Annotated in this window: 21 protein-coding genes; 9 read left to right on the forward strand and 12 right to left on the reverse strand. The window is 71.5% G+C overall.

Annotated features, from left to right (window positions below; translation table 11 throughout):
- Positions 1 to 28 precede the first annotated feature (28 nt).
- Positions 29 to 1,153: a glycosyltransferase family 4 protein gene (locus CBM2588_RS19680; RefSeq protein WP_115682086.1), complete on the forward strand. Its 1,125-nt coding sequence runs from the start codon at positions 29 to 31 to the stop codon at positions 1,151 to 1,153.
- On the opposite strand, the gene CBM2588_RS19685 is transcribed toward CBM2588_RS19680, so the two are convergent.
- The gene (locus CBM2588_RS19685; RefSeq protein WP_115683662.1) at positions 1,150 to 1,875 is read right to left on the reverse strand and encodes a polysaccharide deacetylase family protein; all 726 of its coding nucleotides are present in this window, start codon (positions 1,873 to 1,875) and stop codon (positions 1,150 to 1,152) included. The genes CBM2588_RS19680 and CBM2588_RS19685 overlap by 4 nt on opposite strands.
- A gap of 271 nt (positions 1,876 to 2,146) precedes the next feature.
- On the opposite strand from CBM2588_RS19685, the gene CBM2588_RS19690 reads away from it, so the two are divergent.
- The 5 genes from CBM2588_RS19690 to CBM2588_RS19710 all read left to right on the forward strand — a co-directional run bounded on the left by CBM2588_RS19690 (position 2,147) and on the right by CBM2588_RS19710 (position 8,471).
- A complete protein-coding gene (locus tag CBM2588_RS19690; RefSeq protein ID WP_115682087.1) occupies positions 2,147 to 3,355 on the forward strand; it encodes a glycosyltransferase in 1,209 nt (402 codons plus the stop codon).
- Positions 3,352 to 4,617 (forward strand): hypothetical protein, encoded by a 1,266-nt coding sequence (locus CBM2588_RS19695; RefSeq protein ID WP_115682088.1) that lies wholly within the window; start codon positions 3,352 to 3,354, stop codon positions 4,615 to 4,617. The genes CBM2588_RS19690 and CBM2588_RS19695 overlap by 4 nt, the downstream gene beginning before the upstream one ends.
- Positions 4,614 to 5,804, forward strand: a complete 1,191-nt coding sequence (locus CBM2588_RS19700) for a glycosyltransferase family 4 protein (RefSeq protein WP_115682089.1) — start codon at positions 4,614 to 4,616, stop codon at positions 5,802 to 5,804. The genes CBM2588_RS19695 and CBM2588_RS19700 overlap by 4 nt, the downstream gene beginning before the upstream one ends.
- On the forward strand, positions 5,798 to 7,174 hold the full coding sequence (locus tag CBM2588_RS19705; protein WP_115682090.1) for a hypothetical protein: 1,377 nt from the start codon (positions 5,798 to 5,800) through the stop codon (positions 7,172 to 7,174). Before CBM2588_RS19700 ends, CBM2588_RS19705 begins: the two co-directional genes overlap by 7 nt.
- Positions 7,175 to 7,247: 73 nt before the next feature.
- The gene (locus CBM2588_RS19710; RefSeq protein WP_115682091.1) at positions 7,248 to 8,471 is read left to right on the forward strand and encodes a glycosyltransferase; all 1,224 of its coding nucleotides are present in this window, start codon (positions 7,248 to 7,250) and stop codon (positions 8,469 to 8,471) included.
- A 76-nt stretch (positions 8,472 to 8,547) separates the two neighbouring features.
- Here CBM2588_RS19710 and CBM2588_RS19715 read toward each other — a convergent pair whose 3' ends face one another.
- The 7 genes from CBM2588_RS19715 to CBM2588_RS19745 all read right to left on the reverse strand — a co-directional run bounded on the left by CBM2588_RS19715 (position 8,548) and on the right by CBM2588_RS19745 (position 16,042).
- A complete protein-coding gene (locus CBM2588_RS19715; protein ID WP_115682092.1) occupies positions 8,548 to 9,327 on the reverse strand; it encodes a class I SAM-dependent methyltransferase in 780 nt (259 codons plus the stop codon).
- Between the two features lie 41 nt (positions 9,328 to 9,368).
- Entirely contained in the window at positions 9,369 to 10,619 is a 1,251-nt protein-coding gene (locus CBM2588_RS19720) for a glycosyltransferase WbuB (RefSeq protein ID WP_115682093.1), read from the reverse strand.
- A 22-nt stretch (positions 10,620 to 10,641) separates the two neighbouring features.
- Entirely contained in the window at positions 10,642 to 11,634 is a 993-nt protein-coding gene (locus tag CBM2588_RS19725; RefSeq protein ID WP_115683663.1) for a GDP-L-fucose synthase family protein, read from the reverse strand.
- A gap of 28 nt (positions 11,635 to 11,662) precedes the next feature.
- On the reverse strand, positions 11,663 to 12,874 hold the full coding sequence (gene gmd / locus CBM2588_RS19730) for a GDP-mannose 4,6-dehydratase (protein WP_172583638.1): 1,212 nt from the start codon (positions 12,872 to 12,874) through the stop codon (positions 11,663 to 11,665).
- Positions 12,875 to 12,981: 107 nt separating this feature from the next.
- Positions 12,982 to 13,935: a glycosyltransferase family 2 protein gene (locus CBM2588_RS19735; RefSeq protein ID WP_115682094.1), complete on the reverse strand. Its 954-nt coding sequence runs from the start codon at positions 13,933 to 13,935 to the stop codon at positions 12,982 to 12,984.
- Positions 13,936 to 14,019: 84 nt separating this feature from the next.
- Entirely contained in the window at positions 14,020 to 15,000 is a 981-nt protein-coding gene (locus tag CBM2588_RS19740; RefSeq protein ID WP_115682095.1) for a helix-turn-helix transcriptional regulator, read from the reverse strand.
- A 724-nt stretch (positions 15,001 to 15,724) separates the two neighbouring features.
- Positions 15,725 to 16,042: a YXWGXW repeat-containing protein gene (locus tag CBM2588_RS19745; RefSeq protein WP_092314860.1), complete on the reverse strand. Its 318-nt coding sequence runs from the start codon at positions 16,040 to 16,042 to the stop codon at positions 15,725 to 15,727.
- A gap of 555 nt (positions 16,043 to 16,597) precedes the next feature.
- Between CBM2588_RS19745 and CBM2588_RS19750 the strand changes: the two genes are divergently transcribed.
- The gene (locus CBM2588_RS19750) at positions 16,598 to 16,735 is read left to right on the forward strand and encodes a hypothetical protein (RefSeq protein ID WP_172583639.1); all 138 of its coding nucleotides are present in this window, start codon (positions 16,598 to 16,600) and stop codon (positions 16,733 to 16,735) included.
- Between the two features lie 70 nt (positions 16,736 to 16,805).
- Here the strand turns inward: CBM2588_RS19750 and CBM2588_RS19755 are convergent, their stop codons facing one another.
- Positions 16,806 to 18,074 (reverse strand): cyanate transporter, encoded by a 1,269-nt coding sequence (locus CBM2588_RS19755; RefSeq protein ID WP_115682096.1) that lies wholly within the window; start codon positions 18,072 to 18,074, stop codon positions 16,806 to 16,808.
- A complete protein-coding gene (locus tag CBM2588_RS19760) occupies positions 18,067 to 18,525 on the reverse strand; it encodes a nucleoside deaminase (protein ID WP_115682097.1) in 459 nt (152 codons plus the stop codon). Before CBM2588_RS19760 ends, CBM2588_RS19755 begins: the two co-directional genes overlap by 8 nt.
- A 176-nt stretch (positions 18,526 to 18,701) precedes the next feature.
- On the opposite strand from CBM2588_RS19760, the gene CBM2588_RS19765 reads away from it, so the two are divergent.
- A complete protein-coding gene (locus tag CBM2588_RS19765) occupies positions 18,702 to 19,601 on the forward strand; it encodes a LysR family transcriptional regulator (protein ID WP_115682098.1) in 900 nt (299 codons plus the stop codon).
- Here CBM2588_RS19765 and CBM2588_RS19770 read toward each other — a convergent pair.
- The gene (locus CBM2588_RS19770) at positions 19,580 to 19,768 is read right to left on the reverse strand and encodes a hypothetical protein (RefSeq protein ID WP_115682099.1); all 189 of its coding nucleotides are present in this window, start codon (positions 19,766 to 19,768) and stop codon (positions 19,580 to 19,582) included. The two genes, CBM2588_RS19765 and CBM2588_RS19770, sit on opposite strands and share 22 nt — an antisense overlap.
- A gap of 273 nt (positions 19,769 to 20,041) precedes the next feature.
- Here CBM2588_RS19770 and CBM2588_RS19775 point away from each other — a divergent pair, with 273 nt between their 5' ends.
- Positions 20,042 to 20,734, forward strand: coding sequence for a phosphoribosyltransferase (locus CBM2588_RS19775; protein WP_115683665.1), 693 nt, complete (start codon positions 20,042 to 20,044; stop codon positions 20,732 to 20,734).
- Between the two features lie 17 nt (positions 20,735 to 20,751).
- On the opposite strand, the gene CBM2588_RS19780 is transcribed toward CBM2588_RS19775, so the two are convergent.
- Positions 20,752 to 21,273, reverse strand: a complete 522-nt coding sequence (locus CBM2588_RS19780) for a 3-isopropylmalate dehydratase (protein WP_115682100.1) — start codon at positions 21,271 to 21,273, stop codon at positions 20,752 to 20,754.
- Positions 21,274 to 21,313 lie beyond the last annotated feature (40 nt).

Below are 21,313 nucleotides of genomic sequence, written 5' to 3' on the forward strand. Positions count from 1 at the left end.
CACGCGGTGCGACCGGAGCCATGACGCGATGATGCATCCCTCGCAGCTGCGCGAGCCCCCTGCGCCGCTGCCCAGCATCCTGATCTACAGCGCCCCCTTCCATCCGTTGATCGGCGGCATGGAGCGCTTCGCCGAGGAGTTGGCGAGCGGGCTGACGGAGCTGGGCTATCCGGTCGAAGTGGCCACGCGCACGCCGGCCGCGCCGGGCGACGCCACGACCTTCCCGTTCACCGTGACCCGGGTCAGCGGCAAGCTGCAGCTGGCGCGCGCCATGCTGCGCCATCGGCGCGTGCTGTTCGTCGGCCTGACTTTTTACGACGTCATGCTGGCCAGCGCGCTGCGCCGTCGCATCGTGCTGACGCACCATGGCCCCTACGTGGTCCATGGCCACAAGCGCGGCACCTGGACCGGTCCGATCAAGCGCTGGCTGTCGCGCTTCTACGACGGCATCTGCGTCAGCCACTACCTGGCCGGCTGGCTGCCAGGCCAGCCACTGGTGATCCACAACGGCTATCGCGACGAACTGTTCGCGGCGGCGCCGCCCGCCGACGCGCGGCCGCCGGGCAGCTTTATCTTCGTCGGGCGGCTGGTGTCCGAAAAAGGCGTGGACCTGCTGGTGCGCAGCTTCGCGCGCCTGCACGCGCGCGAGCCGCATGCGCGCCTCACGATTGTTGGCGACGGGCCCGAGCGCGAAGCCTTGGCACGGCTGGCCGACAGGCTTGGCTGCGCGGCCGCGGTGCACTTTGCCGGCTGCCAGTGCGCCGCCGGCGTGGCGGCGCTGCTGGGCCGGCATCGATGCCTGGTGGCGCCGTCGCTGGGCTATGAGTCGTTTGGCATCGTCGCGCTGGAAGGCCTGGCGGCGGGCTGCGAAGTGATCGTCAGCCAGCGCGGCGGCCTGCCCGAAGCGGTCGGCGACTTCGGCTGGGTCGTGGAGCCGGCGCCCGAGCCGCTGCACGCGGCCATGGCCGCGGTGCTGGGCGGCGCGTCGCGCCGGGACGAAGCCGGCACGCGCCAGTTCCTGCGCGAGCACGAACGCAAGGCGGTGGCGCAGCGCTATGCCGAGGCCATCGCGCGCTTCACGCAGCATCCCAGCGAGCCGCGCGAGCCCGTGCCGTTCAACCCCGAGCAGCAGGGTTCCGAGGCTGGCCGCTAGGCTTCGCGCCAGCGGTCCTCGTGCGCGGTCAGGCATTTGCGCAGGAAGCCGAACATGCCGGTGGCGCAATAGACGCTGACGCGGGGCAGGCCGAACGGGTCGTCGCTGGCGCGGGCCAGCCCGCGCGCCGTGATGGTGGCGTTGGCGTAGCCGGCCTCGCGCACCATTTCCCGGTGCGCGGCGTCCTGGCTGCCGTAGGGATAGCAGAAGGCGGTCACCGGTACGCCGAGCCACTGTTCCAGCTCGTCCTTGGACGCGGCGATCTGCCGGCGCGCCTCATGCGGCGCCATGCGGCGCAGGTCGACATGGTCCAGCGTATGCGAGCCGACCTCGTGCCCGCCCTGGTGCCATGCGCGCATCTGCGCCACGCTCATCAGCGCCGCGGGGCGGATGCCAAGATCCCGGTCCCAGACATTGCTGCCCGACAGCTGGCGCGAGACAAAGTAATTGGTGGCGGTGAAACCGAGCGCGTCCAGCGCGGGCATGGCGTGCTCGAACACGTTGCGGAAGCCGTCGTCGAAGGTGATGCCGAACACCTTGCCGCTGCGCTCGCCGTGCAGGTACGGCATCAGGTCGCGCATGCTCAGGCCGCGATAGCCAAGCCGGTGCATCAGGCGCATCTGGCGGCGAAAGCGCGCGGGCGGCACCCACAGCCCGCGCCCTGGCGAGCGGCGTGGCGGCGGCGCGTCGATCTGGTGGTACATCAGGATCGGAATCGGCATGGCAGGGACCAGGTGCGCGCCATGCAAATGGCGCCGGTGCGGACCATTCTGGTGCGCTGCGGGGGCCGGCTCGGTGCGCTGGTCCACATTGGCCCGGCGGCGCCGGCACTGGCCGGCGCGGGTGTGTGGCAGCGAACAGAGGCCGCGGGCGCGCTGGCTCATGCTGCGGGCACGAGGACGTAGGGCCCCGCTTGCCAATGGCGCCAGCCGGGGAACCAGTGCCAGGCACACAGCGGGCACGACGCGCGGATTCCGGAGATCGCCCTGCACCATGAGATTGCTGCACGTCATACCCTCCATCGACCCCACCGGGGGCGGGCCCATCGAAGGCATCCGCCAATTGCGCCAGCCGCTGCGCGAACGCGGCGCCGAGATCGACGTCTGCTGCGGCGATGCCCCCGACGCCCCGTTCGTGCGCGCCAGCGAGATGAACGTGGTCGCACTGGGCCCGACCTCCTCCAAATACGGCTTCAATCCCGGCATGCTGGCGTGGCTGCGCGCCCATGCGGCCGACTACGACGCAGTGCTGGTCGAAGGCCTGTGGCAGTTCCATGCGCTCGCCACCTGCCTCGCGCTGCGCGGCAGCGGGGTGCCGTACTTTGTCTATACCCACGGCATGCTCGATCCGTGGTTCCGCGAACGCTATCCGCTCAAGCACGTCAAGAAGAGCCTGTACTGGCTGCTGGGTGAGTACTGGGTGCTGCGCGGCGCGCGCGCGGTGCTGTTCACCTGCGAGGAAGAGCAGCGGCGTTCGCGCAACGCGTTCTGGCCCTATCGCTGCCGCGAGCTGGTGGCCGGGTACGGCACCGCGCAGCCACCCACCGCGGCCGTGCCGTTGCGCGAGGCGTTCTTCACTGCGTTTCCGGCACTGCGCGGCAAGCGCATCGTGCTGTTCCTCGGCCGGATCCATGAAAAGAAGGGCTGCGACCTGCTGGTCGAAGCCTTTGCCGGCGTGGCCGGTGCCGACCCGCGGCTGCAGCTGGTGCTGGCTGGGCCGGTGGAGGCGGCGCTGCGCGAGCGGCTGGCGCGCCAGGCCGAACGCCTGGGGCTGGCGCAGCGGCTCAGCTGGACCGGCATGCTGTCGGGCGACCTGAAGTGGGGCGCTTATCATGCGGCCGAAGTCTTTACCCTGCCGTCGCACCAGGAGAACTTTGGCGTGGCCGTGGCCGAGGCGCTGGGCTGCGGCGTGCCGGTGCTGATTTCGGACAAGGTCAATATCTGGCGCGAAATCGTCGCCGACGGCGCCGGGCTGGCGGGCGCCGATACCGCCGAGGGCACCGGCGCGTGCCTGCGCCAGTGGCTGCAGGCCGATCCCGGCGCGCAGGCGCGCATGCGGGTGCAGGCGCTAGCCTGCTTTCAGCGACGCTTCGAGGTGCGCCAGAGCGCGCAGCGGCTGCTCGACATCCTGGGCGAGCGGCCGGTGCCGGCGCCGGCCGCCGATGTCGCCGCCACCAGCGCCACGCCGCGCGGCACGCCATGAAAGCGCTGCGCATCTTCGTCTTCGCGGTGCTGTCGCAGGGACTCGGCGCCATCACCGGCCTGCTGCTGGCGCACTGGCTCAGCGTCGGCGACTACGCGATCTATACCGTCACCGGCGCCATTGTCGGCGCCATGTCGATCGTCACCAAGGGCGGCATCCATTTCGGGCTGAATGCCATCCTCGGGCGCACCTGGCCAGACCGAGAGCGCGCGGCGCAGGCTACGCGCGCCGCGCTGGCGCAGCGCAAGCGCATCTCGGCCTTCCTGCTGCCGCCGCTGCTGATCATCGCCGGCGTGCTGATGTACCGCAACCATGCCTCGCTGGCGTTGATCGCCGCCTTGCTGCTGACGCTGCTGACGATGTGGTATTTCGACATGCAGTCGCGCGTGGTGGACCAGGTGCTGCTGTTCGCCAACCGCGCGCCTGCGCTGCAGGCGCTCGATGCCGGCCTGTCGGGCGCGCGGCTGCTGCTGTCATGGGGCGTCTACGTGCTGGGGCTGCAGAGCGCGCTGGCCGCCAGCCTGGTCAACACGCTCTTCGCCGGCCTGCGCGTGCCGTTCGTGCGCCGCTGGCTGCGCCGCGAACTGCCGGCGCGGGCGGCCGAGCCGGTGGCCGAGGACCAGCGTTCGATCCGCGCCATCACGCGCCGCCAGATTCCCATGGACGCGTTCTTCTGCCTGCAGTCGCAGTTCGCCTTCGCCATCGTCGCGTTCTACGGCGCGGTCAGCCAGACCGCGGCGATCGGCGCGCTGTCGCGCATCGGCCAGCTGCTGGTGCCGGTCAGCATCGTGGTGGGCGCCTATGTCGTGCCGCGCTTCGCGCAGGCGCGCGATCACGTGCTGCGCCAGTACCTGGGCTGGCTGCTGCTGGGGTCGATGCCGGCCGGCACGCTGGTGCTGCTGGCCTGGTTGTGGCCCGGGCTGCTGCTGCGCCTGGTGGGGGCCAACTACGCCGGCCTGACCTCGGAGCTGCTGATCGCCTGCCTGGGCGCCGGCGCCTACAGCATCGCCGGCGTGGCCTGGGAACTGCTGGCCAACCGCGGCCTGAACCACTTCAACTACATGCAGGTGCCGGTGGTGATCGCGTGGTGCCTGGTTGCGCCCCACCTGCTGGACCTGACCACGCTGCGGGGCGTGCTCTGGTTCGAGGCCGGCCTGGCTTCCGGGCTCGGTGCCGCGGTGCTGTGCGAGCTGGCGGGCGCGATCCGCGCCGGGCGGCTGCTGCCGCCGGCCGTGCTGGGTGTCGACGGGAGCCGCCCATGAAAGTTCTGGTCACCCACCCCGGCCTGCAGCATTCGCACCAGATGGCGCAGGCGCTCCACGAGCAGGGGCTGCTGTGCCAGTACTGGTCCGGCGTGCCGGTGCGCGGGCCGGGCGAGCCGGTGCCGTGGTGGCTGCCGCCCGCGCTCGGCGCCAAGGTGCGCGAGGTCGGCATCCCGCGGGCCCTGCGCCGCCACCCGCTGTGCTTTCCGGCCATGCTCAAGGTGGGGCTGCACCGCCGCGTCGGGCTCCACCGCTATCTGCGCATGTCGCAGTCGGCCTATGCGCACCGCGTGTTCCACCTGTTCGATGCGTGGGCGGCGCGGCGCGTCGAGGCGCTGCGACCCGACGTGGTGGTGGCCTACGAGAACTCGGCGATGCAGACCTTCGAGGCGGCGCGCCGGATCGGCGCGCGCTGCGTGCTCGACGCGCCGGCGGTGCATCGCGCCACGGCGGCGGCGCTGCTGGGCCTGCAGCCTGACCCGTACCTCGCCTGCATCGACGCACGCAAGGACCGCGAGGTGGAGCTGGCGGACCTGGTCATCACCTGTTCCGAGTTTGCCGCGCAGACCTACGCGCAGGCCGGCGTGCCGGACGCCAAGCTCAGGCCGATCCTGCTCGGCGCCAGCCTGCCCGGCAACGTGCAGCGCCGGCGCACGCGCGCCGGCACGCGCTTCCTGTATGCCGGCGGGCTGACCACGCTCAAGGCGGTCGACCTGCTGCAGCAGGCCTTCGCCATGGTGCGCGCGCGCGTGCCCGAGGCCGAGCTCGCGGTGGCCGGCGGCGGCGCCGAGCCCGCGCTGGCCGCGGCACTGGCGTCGACGCCCGGGGTCACGCTGCTCGGCGCGCTGCCGCAGCCGGCGCTGTACCAGGAGCTGGCCGACGCCGATTGCCTGGTGCTGCCGTCGCGCTTCGATTCGTTCGGCATGGTGGTGGCCGAGGCGCTCGCCTGCGGCACGCCGGCGCTGGTGTCGGAGCGGGTCGGGGCCAAGGAGATCCTGCAGGAATTTCCGCGCGCGGGCTGGGTCGTCCAGGTCAGCGCGCAATCCTTGTATGACCGCATGCTGGAGCTTGCCACGGTACGCGCCAGCCTGGACGAGGCGCGCCCGTACGCGAGCCTGGCCGGGGAGAAGTACACCTGGGCCAGGTATCGCCGCGCCGCGGTCGCAACCATCGCGACGCTATGCTGAGCCACTCCGCCGCACCCCTGGCGCCGCCGGCGCGCTCGCGCATCCGCCGGCAGGCCCGCACCACCTTCGGCACCGTGTTCCTGCTGGTGTTCCTGGTGGCCGTGCTGGAAGGCGCGGCGCGCAAGTGGGTGGCGGGTTCGCTGAGCCTGCCGCTGGTGCTGCTGCGCGACCTGCTGGCGGTCTATGGCATCTACTACGCCATGCGCTATGGCGGCTTCACGCCGGCGCGGCCGGCGATGCGGCTGCTGCTGCTGTGGAGCGCGCTGGTGCTGGCGTGGGGGCTGGTGCAGACCATCGCCGGCGACGGCACCCTCGCCATCATGCTGGTCGGGCTGCGCTTCTGGCTGCTCTATGTGTGGTTCGGCGTGGCCGCGGCGCTGCTGCTCGAGCCCGAGGACGTTGCCGCGATCTGCAAGACCGCGCTGGTGCTGATGGTGCTGATGGCGCCGCTGGTGGTGCTGCAGCACTTCCTGCCGCCCGGCAGCTTCCTGAACCGGCAGGTCGACGGCGACGAGGACCGCGTCTTCATGATGGTCGGCGACATCGTGCGCACCACCGGCACCTTCTCGTTCACGCTGGGCTACACCACCTTCCTGGCGATCACCATGCCGATCGCGCTGCAATACGTGCTCGGCGGCGAGGGCAAGCGGCACTGGCTGTATGCGCTGGTGGTGCTGGGCAGCCTGCTGGTCAGCGTGCTGGTCAGCGGTTCGCGCGCCACCGTGCTGCTGCTGCCGGGCCTGTTCGCGGTGGCGGCGCTATGCACGCTGATGTTCGGGCGCACCGTGGCCAGGCGCCGCGTGCTGGTCTGGGTCGGCGTGGCGGTGCTGATCGGCGCGGTGGGCATGGTCGTGTTCAGCGCGTCGGTCGAAAGCACGGTGCAGCGTTTCCATGACGCCGCCGAAGACGAAGACTTCGGCGACCGCGTCGGCACCATGTTCCTGGGCGAGAGCGAGGCCTATGCCAAGCCGACCCTGCTGGGCGTGGGGCTCGGGCGCGGCAGCAACCTGGCCAGCTATCTCGAGCGTGGCGAAATCACCTTCATGCTGTCCGAGACCGAAACCGGGCGCACCATCGAGGAGGCCGGCCTGCTGGGCTACCTGTACGTGGCGCTGAAGTTCGCCGTGTGCGTGGCCGGCATGTGGCTTGCGATCGGCGCGGCGCGCCGCACCGGCAACTGCTTTGCCATCCTGCTGTGGCTGGTGAGCACGCTGTGCCTGCTGACGTGGTCGCTGATCGGCCAGCTGACCGCCAACGTGCTGGGCTTTCTCTTTGTCGGCTTCACCATGGCGGTCACGCGGCTGGAGCGGCAGGGGCGGCTGACGGGCGCGAACAAGCGCGCCCGGCCGCGCCGACGGCACGCGCGCTAGCGGCAGGCTGCGGCCACGCAACGTACCGGACATCTGCATCGGGCATCCACATCGATCCGCGAAGAAAAGCAATATGAGGCTCATCCTGTTCGGTCATCCCGTCTTTTTCGGCAGCCACAGCATGGACCGCTTCGCGGCCATGATCGTCGAGGGCATGCGCGAGCGCGGCCACGAGGCCCAGCTATGGACCCCGCCCGCCGTGCTGGTGCGGCTGTCGACGCGCCCGGGCCTGCGCAAGTGGCTCGGCTATGTCGACCAGTACATGCTGTTCCCAGCGTGGGCGTGGTGGCGGCTGCGGCGCGAGGGCGCGGGCGCGCTGGTGGTGCTGACCGACCATTCGCTGGGCATGTGGATGTGGCTGCTGCATCGGCGCCCGCATGTAATCCACTGCCACGACTTCATCGCGCAGCGCACCGCAGCCGGCGAATTTCCCGGGCGCCAGCTGTCAGCCAGCGGGCGGCTCTACCAGGCGCTGATCCTGCGCGGCATCGGGCTGGGGCGGAACTTTGTCGCGGTGTCGGAGAAGACCGCGCACGACCTGCTGCGCCTGCATCCGGGGCCGACGCCGCGCGTGCGGGTGGTGCACAACGGCCTCAACTACCCGTTCCGCCCGCTTGCGCCGGATGTTGCCATGCGCCGGCTGCGCGCCGCCAGCATCGACGAGATCGAGCCCGGCATGCTGGTCCATATCGGCGGCAACCAGTGGTACAAGAACCGCGAAGGCGTGCTGGCGCTATACCTGGCCTATTGCGAGGCCAGCCATGCGGGCGGCGGCACCGGTGCCGCCGCGGCGCCGCGCCCGCTGTGGATGATCGGCCCCGAGCCGACCCCCGCCATGCGCGAGCTGGCCGCCGACGCGGAGCGGCTGGGCGGCAAGGTGCGCTTCCTGGAAGGCATGTCCACCGCGGCCGTGCACGCCGCCTATGCGCTTGCCGCGGTGCTGCTGTTCCCGAGCCTGGAAGAGGGCTTCGGCTGGCCCGTGATCGAGGCCATGGCGTGCGGCATCCCGGTGCTGACCACGGCGCGCGCGCCGATGCAGGAGATCGGCGGCGGGCTGGCGCTGCTGATGGAGCCGATGGAACCGGGCCAGGCGCAGGCCTGGGCCCGGCGCAACGTGGGCGTGCTGCTGGAGCTGCTGTCGTGGCCGCAGGCGCGGCTCGACCAGCTCTCGGCCGACTCGCTGGCGTGGGTGCGGCATTTCTCGGCGGAACGCGCGCTGGACCAGTACGAGGCCATCTACCTGGCCGCGCTGGCCCCGGCCTCGGCCACTGCGACGGCGGAGGCCGAGGCCAGTTGAGAGCAGTCGATATCAGCAGAGAGCGGCGGGGGCCGGGACCAGGCCCCCGCCATGCAACCGGTGCGCGGGCACCGGTTCAATGCAGGGTGTAGGCGACGGTCTGGATCACGCCCGCGCCTTCGCGCACCTCGCACAGCACGCGGCTGTGCACCGGCTTCAGGTTGAACGGCGGCGCGGTCAGCACCACGCCGCTCGGCACCATGCGTGCCAGCCGCGTCGAAGCCCCCAGCCGCTTCTTGGCGTTGGGCGGAAAATCCGGCGCCAGCGGCAGGTGTTCGGTCAGCACCAGCACCTGGTAGCGGTGCAGCTTGGCCAGCACGCGCGCGATCCTGTCGTTGTCCAGGTGCTGCAGCACCTGGCGCAGGAACACCACGTCGCCGGCGGGCAGCTCGTCGCCGGCAATGTCGAGGCAGCGGAAATCCACGTCGAGATGGGCGTAGCGTGCGCGGTTGGCCGCGATCAGCGGCGCCACCACGTCGCAGGCGACGTAGCGCCCGCAGGCCGGGCGGATGTGGCTGCCGATATGGAAGTCGCCGCAGCCCAGGTCGACCACGTCGGGCTTGCGCGGCAGCTCGCGCAGCAGCGCGGTGACCGCCTCGGCATAGGGCTCGACGATGCGCGGATCGTGCGAGCCGGTGCCGCTGAAGAAGCCGGGCTCGTCGGCCTCGCCCCACAGGCTGCTGTGGTAGACGTCCGAGAACACTTCGCCCGGTGGCTTGGCGCCGTAGCGCGCGTCATGCTGCTGCTCGCGGCGCACGTGGTAGTAGTTGCGCAGCCAGGCGGGCACCAGGGGTTTGATGGTTCGCATCAGGCGTTGCAACAGCGCGGGGTGCGTGGTCGCGGTTCCAGGACTCATGGCGGGTTCCCCCTTGGTCGTTGCGTTGGCCGCGGCGGCGCTCAGGCCACCGCGGAGGCGTCTTGCGCGGCAGGCGGCGATACCAGTGCCTGCAGTGCGGATTCCAGTTGCGCCAGCACCGCGTCGCGGGCCAGATGGGCTTCGGCCCAGGCGCGGCCTGCGGCGGCGTGCATGGCGCGCCGCTGCGGCTGGCAGGCGAGCGTGGCAATGGCGTGCGCCAGCGCGCTGCCATCGCCGGGCGGCACCAGCACGCCCACGCGCGCCACCAGGCGGCCCAGCTCGGTATCGGGCTGCGCCGTGGCAATGACCGCGCGCCGGCTCGCCAGCATGCCGGTGAGCTTGGATGGCATCACCAGGTCGGCGGCATCGGCGCGCTGCGGCAGCAGGTGCATGTCCGCGGCCGCCATCATGGCGTGGAACTGCGCCTGCGGCTGCAACGGCAGGAAATGCACGCGCGCCAGCCCGGCGCAGCGTGCCTGCAGCGCGGCGCGGCCGCTGCCGTCGCCGCACAGCACCATGTGGATGCGCGGGTGGCCCTGCAGCGCCTGCGCGGCATCGGCCAGCACTTCCAGGCCCTGCTTGTTGCCCATGTTGCCGGCGTACAGCGCGACCACCGCTTCGGCGGGAATGCCCAGGCCGTGCCGGAACGCCAGCGCCGCGTCGGCCGGGGCCTCGTGCAGGTCGGCCCAGTTGGGCAGCAGTTGCAGGCGAGCGGGGCTGACGCCCTTGGCGCGCAGCGCGTCCGCCATCGCCTGCGAAATGGTCGAGACGCGCTGGTAGCGCGTGGTCAGCGCGCGCTCCATGCGCGTGGCCAGCCGGCGCAGCAGCGGATGGCGCAGCACCCCCAGCGCGAACGCGGCATCGACTTCCAGGTCCTGCACGTGCAGCCAGGTGCGCGCGCGCGTGCAGCTGCCCAGCAGCAGCGCCGCCGGGCTGCACATCAGCGTGGGCTCGACCGCGAAGATCACGTCGGGGCGCCAGCGCAGCTGCGCCGCCATGCACGGCACGCTGCTCAGCGCAAAGCTTATCAGGTGCAGGATGCGCAGCAGTCCGGACGGCTTGCGCGGCACCCACACCGGTGCGCGGTAGACCGTCACGCCGCCGTGCGTCTCGCGGGCATAGCGCCAGGCGCTGTAGCCGTCGCTGACGCGCCATGCGGGGTAGTACGGCGGGGCGCACACCACGCGCACCTCGTGCCCGCGCGCGGCCAGCCATTGCGCCTGCTCGCCGGTGTACTTGCCGATGCCGGTCAGTTCGGGCGCGTAGTTCTGGCAGTAGATCAGGATCTTCATGGCCGCTCCGCGCGCGCTTGGGTCAGGCCAGCGCGGCGGCAATGCCGCCGGGCAGGGTGCCGGTGCGGCAGGCCTCTTCGTAGACGCCGCGCAGGCCGTCGCGCAGCGCAATGCGCGGGCGCCAGCCGGTGCGCATGATGGCGCTGCTGTCGAGCCGCTTGCGCGGCGTGCCGTCGGGCTTGTCGGTTTCGAAGGCAAGGGTGCCGCGATAGCCGGTGACCTGCGCCACCAGTGCCGCCAGCGCGCCGATCGAGACCTCGTCGTCGCTGCCGACATTGAGGAAGCCCGCGGGCGCGGCCTCGCGGTAGGCCGGCGTGGACAGCGCCATCACATGCAGGCAGGCACGCGCCAGGTCGTCCGCGTGCAGGAATTCGCGCAAGGGCTTGCCGGTGCCCCACACCGACACGCGCGCGCTGCCGGCCACGCGGGCGTCGTGGAAGCGGCGCACCAGTCCGGGTATCACATGGCTGTTGTCGGGGTGGTAGTTGTCGCCGGGCCCATAGAGGTTGGTCGGCATCACGCAGCGGTAGTCGGTGCCGTACTGGCGGTTGTAGCTGTCGCACAGCATGATGCCGGCGATCTTGGCGATGGCGTAGGGCGCGTTGGTCGGCTCCAGCGCGCCGGTCAGCAGCGCGGCTTCGCTGATCGGCTGCGGCGCCAGGCGGGGGTAGATGCAGCTCGATCCGAGAAACAGCAGCCGCAGCACGCCGGCCTGCCAGGCGGCATGGATCACGTTGGTGGCGATGGCGAGGTTCTGGTGGATGAACTCGGCGGGATACGTGTTGTTGGCATGGATGCCGCCGACCCGCGCGGCGGCCAGGTAGACCGCGTCGATGCGCTGGCTGGCGAAGAAAGCCCGCACCTGCGCCTGGTCGCACAGGTCCAGCTCGGCGTGCGTGCGCGTCACGATGTCGGCGCCGCCCTGCGCGCGCAGCGCGCGCTCGATGGCCGAGCCGACCATGCCGCGGTGGCCGGCGACAAAAATGCGCGGGCGCGCTGCCAGGGCCTGGTTCATGGGATCCTCGCGGTGGCCGTGCACGCGGCTACTCAAGATGGTTGAAGGCCTGGAAACCGGCCAGCCTCACCAGCGCGTCGCGGCGCGCGGCGGCGTAGTCGGCCTCGATCATTTCCCGGACCAGTTCGGCAAAGCCGATGCGCGGGCTCCAGCCCAGGCGCTCGCGCGCCCGGCTGGCATCGCCCAGCAGCGTTTCCACCTCGGTCGGGCGGAAGTAGCGCGGATCGACCCGCACTACGATCTCGCCCGGCTTGCACGCCGGCGCGATCGCGCCGCCGGGCGCGGGCGGATCGACATGCTCGACGATGCCGACCTCGTCGACGCCGCTGCCATGGAAGGTGATGGTGATGCCCAGCTCGCGCGCCGCGCGCTGCACGAACTCGCGCACGCTGTGCTGCTCGCCGCTGGCGATGACGAAGTCCTCGGCCGCGGGCTGCTGCAGCATCAGCCACTGCATCTCGACGTAGTCGCGCGCATGGCCCCAGTCGCGCAGCGCCGACAGGTTGCCCAGGTACAGCGTTTCCTGCAGGCCGAGCGCGATGCGCGCGATCGCGCGCGTGATCTTGCGGGTGACGAAGGTCTCGCCGCGCACCGGGCTTTCATGGTTGAACAGGATGCCGTTGCAGGCGTACATGCCATAGGCCTCGCGGTAGTTCACCGTGATCCAGTAGGCATAGAGCTTGGCCGCGGCATACGGGCTGCGCGGATAGAACGGCGTGGTTTCCTTCTGCGGGATCTCCTGCACCAGCCCGTAGAGTTCGGAGGTGGAGGCCTGGTAGAAGCGCGTGAGCTTTTCCATGCCCAGGATGCGGATCGCCTCGAGCAGGCGCAGCGTGCCGATGGCGTCGGTGTTGGCGGTGTATTCGGGCTCTTCGAACGAGACCTGCACGTGGCTCTGCGCGGCGAGGTTGTAGATCTCGTCCGGCTGCGCCTGCTGCACCACGCGCACCAGGCTGGCGGTGTCGGTCATGTCGCCGTGGTGCAGGATCAGCCGGCGTTCCTGCGCCTGCGGGTCCTGGTACAGGTGGTCGATGCGCTCGGTGTTGAACAGCGAGCTGCGCCGCTTGATGCCGTGGACTTCATAGCCCTTGCCCAGCAGCAGTTCGCACAGGTAGGAACCGTCCTGCCCGGTGATGCCGGTGATCAGCGCGCGCCGGATGCCGTTGCGCCCGCGTGGCGCGGCCCGCTCCGGTCCGGTGGCGGTGATATGACCGAGTGTGTCCAGCTCGTTTGCGCCCATGGCTCTGATCCGTTAGCAAGTGGGGCGACTGTAGCGCTGTGCTGCGGCGCCGCACCGTCTGCTACCCCACACAACGGCGGCTGGCAGTGTGGGCGCTGCGCCACGGATCAGGTGCGCGGCATCGGTGTCGTGACCTCGCTGCGGGCGCGTTCCGCGGCGTCGTCATGGCCAGGCGCAAGCCGCAAGTGCTGCCATAGCAGGCGCGTGGTGGCCCAGAACGGTGCCACGCCGCGCCAGCCGCTGCGGTGCAGGTGCTGGCCCAGGTTGTGCGGCAGCGCCAGCATCAGGAACAGCGCGGCCTTGTCGTGGCGGTGCTGGCTGCGGCCGTAGCGATGCAGCATGGTGACCATGCGCGCGGCATCGGCGCTCGGGCTGCCGGCGCATGGCGGCGGCCGCTGGCCCTCCAGCTGGTTGATCGCGCTCGGAATCAGCTCGATGCGGCAGCCGCAGCCGTAGACCGCGCGTCCGGTCAGGTCGGCGACGTCGTAGTCGGCATCGAGGCACTCGTCGAACGGCAGCCGCTCCAGCAGCGCGCGCGGGAACACCGTGCTGGACAGCACCACCGCGCACAGCGGCCGCGCCCGCGCGGCGCGGCGCGGCGGCTGGCGCAACGGTTGCCCGAGGAAATCCTCGCGCTGCGGCCGCAGGCATTGGCCCGCGCACATCGCCGTGCCGGTCAGCACCAGCGCGTCGGCGTTGCCGCCCGCGGCGACCCGGTAGATGAAGTCGTCGGCGAGGCGCTCGCCCATCTGCTGCAGGAAGGTCGGTCCCAGCGTGACGTGGTCGTCGAGAAACAGCACGTGCGTGCCGGTGGCCGCGCGCAGCAGGCGGTTGCGGCTGGCGGCGGCGCCGCGCCGGGGACCGTCCAGGCAGGGTATGTCGGGGTAGGCATCGCGCATCAGCGCGCGCGTGGCGTCGTGGCTGCTGTCGTCGCAGACGATCAGCTGGTGCGGCGGCATGGTCGAGGCCGCGATCGACTGCAAGGTCCGGCGCAGGCCGTCCGGATGGTCGCGCGTGCTGACGCACACGGAAAAGCTGGGCAAGAACGTGCTGGCTTGCATGATGACCCCTCCCGTCCGGCAAGCGCCGGGTTGGCGCCGGCCCGTCTGTGCGGGCGCGGCGCGCGGCAAAGCTTCAGGCCGGCATCAGACCGCCGGCCGGACCGCCTGGCACGGCGGTTCGTTGCGCCTTGGCGCGACTCCGGCGCCATTGGTTTCGCGCGTGATGCGTTCGTCGCCGCTGACCCATTCCAGCGTGGCGCCGCGCTGCAGGGCGGCGTAGACCGCTTCGCCCTTGTTGCGCACCTTGAGCCGCTGGTACAGCGTGCAGGCGTGGCTCTTCACCGTCGCCACCGAGATGTTGAGCATGCGGCTGACGGTCTTGATCGGATAGCCGCGCGCCAGCAGCACCAGCACCTCGTACTGGCGCGGCGTGATCTTCAGCATCTCAGCTTCGTCGTAGCCGGGTTCTTCCTCGGTCAGCGGCATGGCAGCGGGTGTGGGCGAGACCGCCGCCGGGGCCGGTGCGGACAGCGGCTGGCCGGGCCGCAGCTCGGTCAGGTCGCGCAGCGCCACGGCGGTACGCAGGGCGGCGCGCGGGATGCTGGCGCAGGACGCCAGCGGCAACTGCTCCCCCGGCGGTTGGGCCGGATGCGCGGCGCTGAGCGGCAGCGGCGCAGCCGAGGCGAGTGACTGCGTGGCCGGCATCGCCGAGCGCGATGCCGAGGGCAGGGTGCCGGTCTCGGCAGTGAAGAGCAACCCCTGTACGCCCGACACGGCCATGCGGATGGCGGCCTCGATCACCGCCAGCGAAGCCGACTTGGGCAGGCAGCCGCAGATGCCGCGCGCGCTGTCGGCGGTCGGCACATGCAAGGGCAGGGTGTCGGCCAGGATCAGGATGCGTTGCGGCGCGAGCGTCTGCCGGGCCTGGTCCAGCAGCATCCAGCCGGGCGCGGGGTCGGCGGGCATGCCGAACACGAGCAGGTCCGCGTTTTGGTGCCGGGCGTCCAGCCTGGCCATATCCGCCGGTGCAATGGCTGCCACCTGCGCGGATTCCTGGATGTTCTCGAGCATCTGCAACAGCCCGAGCCGGAGCAGCGGGTGCTCCTCGATCAGCAACGCATTCATGGACTTCACTCCCCGTTTTTACCCGGGAGGGACTGCGGGGCACTTTGCGTATGGAAGACGTGACAGGACCGCCGTCACCGCCGTGGCTGGTGACTGGTGGCTGGCTCTGTGGCTGACCCCCATGCTTCCATGCCGGGCGGTTCCGTTGTTGTGGCTGGAACTTGCCCATGGCTGGAAGGATGACCCTGAATCCGACTCCGGGTGCTTGTTACTCCTAAATCAGTTGGAATTCATCTTATGGGGTGGGGGAGGGGAATGCAAGCAAGAGGGTCCGAGGTGGAATGAGGGAGGGAATGAAAGGACCTTCATAATCCTTTCAAATATATCGTATTTACCCCTGCCAGGTTCCGGAAACGCCGCGCTGGCGCCGTTCCCGGTGGTTTCATCGGTGTGACATTCAGAATTAAATTGGTTGCAAATCTGAAACAGATTCTATTATCTTTTGCCGGATATGACGGTTTTATAACCCTATTGAGGGGTGTCCGGAATACACCATCAGCGGTGCTGCTCCAATTATGAAACGCGCCCCGGAAATGTTGGTTGCGAAATCAATCCGGCAGATTTGCCGGCACTTCGCGCACATGGTCTAGTGCTTCTGGATGAGGCGTGGCTACCACCATGGATGAGCGCTGCGGCGCCGGCGCCACCGGCCGCGACGGGCTTGCCACCACCCATCGGTGGGGAGCAAGGCCTCAAGGCGGAATGATGGCGTCGGCCGTCCGGCTCAGCGTACCCAGCGGCCCGGGCGCATGACCCAGCCGTGCGGGCCGCGGACCCAGCGCTCGGGCACATAGCGGTAGCCCACGCGCTGCGGCTGCCAATAGCCGCCGCGCCAGGCGTAACGCCCGCCGCGGGCTTCCCAGTGGCCCGGCACCCAGACCTGGCCGCGGCGCGCGGCCGGGTGCGGCTCGTAGCGCGGCGGCGGCGGCGGATGGCCGTAGCCGCGGGCGACCGGCGCCTGGTGGGCTTCGGCGGGGGCGGTCAGGCCGAAGGCGCCGCCCGTGGCAAGGACGGCTGCAGCAAGCAGGAGTTGGCGTTTCATGGAAGGGCTCCTTTGGGCGGTGGCGGAAATCAGTAGTGATGATGGTGGTGGCGCGGCGGCGGGCCGCCGCGCGGGGGCACCACGATGCAGGCGGAAAGCAGTGCGGCGGTGGTGGACAGCAGCACCACCAGCGCGAGGGCTCGTTTCATCTTGGCTCCTGGCGGGATCGCGTTGGACACGGCTGCAATGTAGCGGCCGGCTGCCGCGCTGCGCGCTTGCACTTGTAAGCCGGTCTCACAAGGGCCACGGCACGAGCCAGCTGCCGCGGCGTCCGCCCGTCCCTCCGGAATCCTTTGACAGGCAAGGCTTGCCGGGCAACACGGCGGACCCGTCGAGCGGCCCGCGGGCACCCAGGCGAAGGTAATGTGACGTTACATGGGAAATAAATCTCGCAAGGCGGCGCTGGCTGCGCGCGCTTGCCATGGTGTCCGGCCGGCCGGGCGGGCACGCAGAAACGGGTACGCCGTGGCAACCCGGCGCCTCGGCATGAGGCGCCGCGCGGACGCGATGGGCTATACCAGTGAGAAGTGGCCACGTATGCGGGAAGGAGGCGCCATGCCGGTCATGCTTATCGTGCTCGCCCTGCAATGGCTGCAGGGCCTGTCGCCGCCCGCCGCGGCGTTGTTCGCCCTGCCGCAGGAGCCGGTGCCGGCGGATGCCACGGCCGTGGTGGAGGCCGCGCCGGCCCGCTGACGCGGGAGCCCGCGCCGGCTGGGGGCCAGACTGGTATCAGCCGCGCGCCGTCAGCGCGGCCGGGCTGGTCTCATCCAGCCCGCCGCGCGCAGCCGGCGGGCGCCGGCAACGCAAAGGAGGCGCCGTAGCGTGCCGGGTCCAGCCGCATGGTGAGCACGCCGACCACGGCCGCGCACGCAAGGTGGTACCACCAGCCCGCGGCGAAGCTGCCGGTGCGGGCCTGCAGCATGGCGGTGATCCACGGCGCCAGCGACGCCAGCAGGAAGCCGCCGCCCTGCATCACCGCGCTCAGCGCTCCCGCGCTGTCGGCGTCGGGCAGGTGGTCCAGCGCCACCACCAGGTACAGCGCAAAGCAGCCGCCCAGGCCGGCGCCGCCGATCACGGCCCAGGCATGCGGTGCGAGGTCCGGCCACAGCGCCAGCCCGGCGAAGCCGGCAACCTGCAGCGCCAGCGCCAGCGCCATCCACGCGCGCCGGTCAAGGCGGCGCGCCGCCAGTGCCGGCAGCAGCAGCGCCGCGGCGGCCTGCGCCACCGCCATCAGCGCCACCAGCGAGCCGCTGGCCGGCGCGCTCCAGCCGTGGCTCTGGTAGAACGGCGCCAGCCACGCCACCAGCGAGGCATAGCCGCCGTTCATCACGCCGAAGCTGATCATCAGCAGCCAGGTGCGCGGACGCCGCAGCAGCGCGCGGGTCCTGCCGGCGGCGACGGGCGAGCGGCCAGGCGGCGCGGCCGGCAGCGATGCCTGCTGGCGCGCCGGGCCGCGCGGCAGTGCCACCCACGCCAGAGCCAGCGCCGCCAGCGCGGGCACGGCCCACAGCGCCAGCGCCTCGCGCCAGCTGCCGGCCAGCTCGGTCACATAGGGCGACAGCTGCGCGCCGAGCGCGCCGCCGCCCATCAGCGCGGCCGAATACAGTCCCATCACCGGCGCCACGCGCGCCGGGAACTCCTGCTTGACCAGCCCCGGGCACGCCGCCTGCACCACCGCCACGCCCAGCCCGCACAGCGCCGCCGAGGCAATCAGCCAGGTCCCGCCGGCCACGCCCAGCCGCACGGCGCAGCCGGCGCCCAGCAGCGCCAGCGCGCCCAGCACCGCGGTGCGCGCGCCCAGCCGGGCGCGGATGGCAGGGCCGAAGAACGCCCCCACCCCCATCAGCAGCATCGGCAGCAGCGTCAGCCACGCCATGCCCTGGTAGCTCAGGCCGGTGCCGCCGCGGATGGCGGGCGCCAGCGGCCCGACCGCGGTCAGGAACGGCCGCAGGTTCAGGCCGATGCCGGCCACGGCCGCCAGCACCAGCCAGCGCGGCGGCTGGGGCCGCACCGGGCGCGCGCCTTCAGCCACGGCGCGGGCGCATGCCGTAGAGCTGCGCGGCGGAGAGGTCGACCGGCACCCGCGTGAGCGGCAGCGGTGGCGGGTCGAGCGGCAGGCGCAGCGCCTGGTAGGCGGCCTCGCTCGACATGCCGTAGGGCGCGGCATCCTGGTTGTCGAAGGCGTAGTAGACCGCTTGCACCCCAGCCATGGTCATCGCCGCCAGGCACATCGGGCACGGATGGCCGCTGGCATAGACCACGCTGCCGCGCAGGTCGGGACGGCCCAGCTTGCGCGCGGCGGCGCGCACTGCCTCCATCTCGGCATGGGTGGTGGGATCGTGGCTGTGGACGATGTCGTTGACGCCGGTGGCGACGGCTTCGCCGTCGAGCACCAGCACGGCGCCGAACGGGCGCGCGCCGCGGTCACGGTTGGCCGCCGCGAGGCGCACCGCCTCGCGCATGAATTCCTGGTGAGTGCTCATGGTTGGCAGAAAAGTGGGTACATGCTCGCGTGCAACGCGGCATGGCGCGTGGAGTCGGGGCGATGGCGCCCGGACGCAGGCCGGGGCATCGTGCCGAAACTCTACGCCGGCGCTTGGTAATTGGAAAATTAAATGATGAAATCGCCGGCAGTGGAAAAACCAATGGATACGCCGCCATGCAGGACCCCCGCCTCGACCCCGTGCTGCTGCAGAGCTTTGTCGCCGTCGCCGAAAGCGGCAGCTTCACCCGTGCCGCGCAGCGCGTGCACCTGACCCAGTCGACCGTCAGCCAGCAGGTGCGCCGGCTGGAGGAGCAGCTGGGCTGCGTGCTGCTGGACCGCGGCGGGCGCTATGTCACGACCACGCCGGAAGGCGAGCGCCTGCTGGGTTATGCGCGCCGGCTGCAGCAGTTGATGGCGGAGGCCGTGGGGCAGCTGCGCCAGAGCGCCGGCCAGGGCGAGATCCGGCTGGGTGTGCCCGAGGACTTTGCCGCGCGGCCGCTGACGCCGGTGCTAGCCGGGTTTGCCGATGACTGGCCGGGCATGCGGCTGGAAGTGACCAGCGGCATGAGCCACGAGCTGTGGCAGCGCTTCCAGGACCGCGAGCTGGACCTGGTGCTGGTCAAGCAGCGCACCGGCCAGGCGCAGGGGCTGGCCAGCTGGCCCGAGCCGCTGTGCTGGATCGACAGCCGCAGCCGTCCGGCGGTGGCCCGCGACCCGGTGCCGCTGGTGGCGTTCCCGGTGGGCGGCCTGTACCGCGGCGAGATGACGCACGCGCTCGACGCCGGCGGCCGGCGCTGGCGCGTGGCCTTTGTCAGCGCCAGCCTGGCCAGCATCCTGGCGGCGGTGGCCGATGGCCTGGGTGTGACGCTGCTGCCGCGGCGGCTGGCCACGGCGCACCACACCGTGCTGGAGCACGGCTGGCCCGCCACGGTGCCGGATGTCGAACTGAGCCTGCACGCGCAGCCGGACCTGCCGGCCGCGGCGCGCGACATGGCGGCGCGGCTGGCCGCGTTGTGCGAGACCGTGATGGCGGCCGGCGCGCCGCCCGGGCTTCAGCCGAAGAATTCGTTGTAGTAGCGGGTGCAGGTGCCGGCCGGGCGGAAGGTGTAGGGCAGCTCGGCCATTGCCGCGGCTTCGAGCGAACCGAACGGAATGTCGGGAGCGGCGAGGGGGGAGACGTCTGCCGCGGCGTCGGCTTGGGAATGCGCCGTGGCGGCGCGGGCGGGGGAGGGCGTGGTCATGTCTGGGCTCATGCTTTGGGCCGGGGCGGGCACGGCGGCCTGTCCGGCAATGTCGGTCTGGCGTTGTCAGCGCCAGCGGCCATCGTAATGCTGCACTGCGGCGAAGTCAGCCACCCCGGGCTCAACACACTGTTGCACGAGCGCGCCTAATGGCGCCGGAGCGCGCTGGCTCGCCTTGGAAGTGGCCCGCGGGCCGCCGCGGCCGCCAGCGCCAGGGTCTATATTTGGCGGAGGGACGCCTGCGCTGGCCGTCCTGCTCCGATGGAAACCGCCATGTCCCTGCCTCCCTGCTTTGCCGACCGCCGCGAGGCGGGCCAATACCTCGGCCGCCACCTGGCCGGACTGGGCCTTGGCGCCGCGCAGCTGGGCCAGCCGCCGCTGGTGCTGGCGTTGCCGCGCGGCGGCGTGCCGGTGGCGTTCGAGGTGGCGCGCGCGCTGGACGGGCAGCTGGACGTGCTGCTGGTGCGCAAGATCGGCGCGCTGGGCTACCCGGAACTGGCGCTGGGCGCGGTGGTGGAGGGCGATGCCGCCGGTGGCGGACCGCACACGGTGGTCAATGACGATCCCTGGGCCCGCCGCGCGGTCGACAGCGGCAGCTTCGATGCCGAGCGCGGCCGCCAGCTCGACGAGATCGCCCGGCGCCAGCAGCGCTACCGCGGCGGCAGACCGGTGCCGGCCCGCGCCGGACGCGTGGTGATTGTCGTTGATGACGGCGTGGCCACCGGCGCCACCATGCGCGCCGCGCTCGAAGGCGTGCGCATGGCCGGCGCGGCGCGCGTGATCGCGGCCACCCCGGTGGGCTCGCAGGACGGGCTGGCCAGCCTGGCCGCGGCCGCCGACGAGGTGATCTGCCTGAACACGCCGCCCAGCTTCGGCGCGGTCGGCGCGTTCTACCTCGATTTCAGCCAGACCAGCGACGAAGAGGCGCTGGCGCTGCTGCGCGCCGCCTCCACGCCTGCGGCCTGAGCCGCTGCGCCGCGGCTTCAGCCCCGGGCGCCGCGTTCGCGCGCCAGGCGTGCCTTCAGGTGCGGCACCAGCCCGCCCGCGGCCAGGATGGCGCGCAGGAACGCCGGGATCGGCTCGCACACCGCGACGCTGCCGTCGTCCAGCCGCAACTGCGCGCGATCCAGGTCCAGCACCGCGTGCGCGCCGTCGGCCAGCCGGCTGGTGTCGGCGCAGACCAGCACCGGCAGGCCCAGGTTGATGGCGTTGCGATAGAACAGCCCGCCGAACGATTGCGCCACCACCGCCCCCACGCCCAGTTCGCGCAGCGCCTGCGGCGCCTGCTCGCGCGAGGAACCGATGCCGAAGTTGGCGCCCGCCACCAGCACGTCGCCGGGGCGCACGCTGCCGGGAAATTCGGGGCGCACCGCGGCCAGGCAATGCCGGGCCAGCACTGGCAGCGGCGCTTTCATCAGCACGGCGGGGGCCATGGCATCGGTGTCGATGTTGTCGCCGAAGCGCCAGAGGCGGCCGGCAGGGGCGGGGGCGAAGGCAGAGGTCATGCGGGAAGTCTGTCCCGCCGGCGGCGGGCACGAGGTCAGG

It is taken from the genome of Cupriavidus taiwanensis (assembly GCF_900250075.1).
Classification (GTDB): domain Bacteria; phylum Pseudomonadota; class Gammaproteobacteria; order Burkholderiales; family Burkholderiaceae; genus Cupriavidus; species Cupriavidus taiwanensis_C.